The organism is Kitasatospora sp. NPDC052896 (assembly GCF_044547075.1).
Classification (GTDB): Bacteria; Actinomycetota; Actinomycetes; order Streptomycetales; family Streptomycetaceae; genus Kitasatospora.
Genome location: NZ_JBITZU010000075.1, coordinates 1 through 1,511, shown reverse-complemented (window position 1 = coordinate 1,511; position 1,511 = coordinate 1). Strand labels below are relative to the sequence as shown.

1 protein-coding gene is annotated in these 1,511 nt (G+C 73.0%); it reads right to left on the bottom strand.

Annotated elements, in window-relative coordinates:
• The coding region (locus tag ACIGXM_RS37370) for a polyketide synthase dehydratase domain-containing protein (protein WP_396568581.1) at positions 1 to 1,450 on the bottom strand (1,450 nt) is incomplete at its 3' end.
• Positions 1,451 to 1,511 lie beyond the last annotated feature (61 nt).

Below are 1,511 nucleotides of genomic sequence, written 5' to 3'. Positions count from 1 at the left end.
CACCAACACCCACACCCGCCAAACCCTCACAAACCACCACCTCCACACCACCAACCAACACCGACCGCGGCACCCACTCCACCCGATACAACGAGCCACCGTCCGCCGGGCGAGCCGCCGCGAGCCGATCGCCCGCCACCGACCGCAGGACCAGGGTGTCCACCGAGGCCACCGGACGACCCACCTCGTCCGCGACCGACAGCGAGACGGAGTCCGTGCCGACCGGCACCAAACGCACCCGCAGCGCGGCCGCACCCGCGGCCGACACACTCACCCCACTCCACGAGAACGGCAGCCGCCCCTCGTGGCCGTCGGCGAGGAACCCATCCAGGCCCATGGCGTGCAGGGCCGAGTCGAGCAGGGCCGGATGCAAGGCGAAGCCGGCCACCGAGACGTCCTCGGGCAGCGCAACCTCGGCGAGGAGCTCCGCGCCGTGCCGCCACACGCCACGCAGGCCTCGGAAGACCGGTCCGTAGCCGAAGCCGGCCTCCGCGAGCCGCTCGTAGCATCCGTCGACGTCCACAGCGGTCGCACCGGCGGGCGGCCAGACGGCCGGGTTGGCGGTGTCGAGCGATGCCACGTGTCCGGCCTCCGACAGGACACCAGTGGCGTGGCACGTCCACGGGGCATCCGGCCCCGAGCTGTCCTCGGCGCGCGAGTGGATCTCCAGCGTGCGCCGCGCCGCCGCGCCGGCAGCGCCGACAGTCACCCGGATCTGCACCGCTCCCTGCTCGGGGAGCACCAGCGGCGCGGCGAGGGTCAGTTCCTCCACCTGGCCGCAGCCGGTTTCGTCCCCGGCCCGTACCGCCATCTCCAGGAAGGCCGTACCAGGCAGCAGGGTCACGCCGGACACCGCATGGTCCGCCAGCCAGGCGTGCGTGGCAAGCGACAGCCGGCCGGTCAGCAGCACGCCGCCATCGGGCAGACTCGCTGCCGCACCCAGCAGGGCGTGCTCCGCGGACACCAGGCCGGCGGAGGTCACATCGCCGGGAGCCGCAGGCGCGTCCAGCCAGTAGTGCCGGCGCTGGAAGGCGTAGGTGGGCAGGTCGACGCGCCGGGCACCACGGCCCGCGAACACCGCCTCCCAGTCGAGGGCGACGCCGTGCGCGTGCAGCTGGGCCAGGGCGGTGGTGAAGGCCACGTCCTCCGGACGGTCGGCGCGCAGGGCCGGAACAGTGACGGCACCGGAGTCGGCCAGCGTCTCCTGGGCCATCGCGGTCAGACCACCGGGGCCGACCTCCAGGAACGCCGTCACGCCCTCGGCCGCCAACGCCTGCACCGCGTCGGCGAACCGGACGGCGTGGCGAACATGACGCACCCAGTACTCCGGATCCCCCAACTCGCCCTCGGCGACCGGCCGTCCGGTCAACGTGGAGACGATCGGCAGCGTCGGAACGCCGAAGGTGACACGCTCGACCACCGCGCGGAACTCCGCCAGCATCGGCTCCATCAACGGCGAATGGAACGCGTGCGACACCGCCAACCGCTTCGTACGACGACCCTCAACCGCC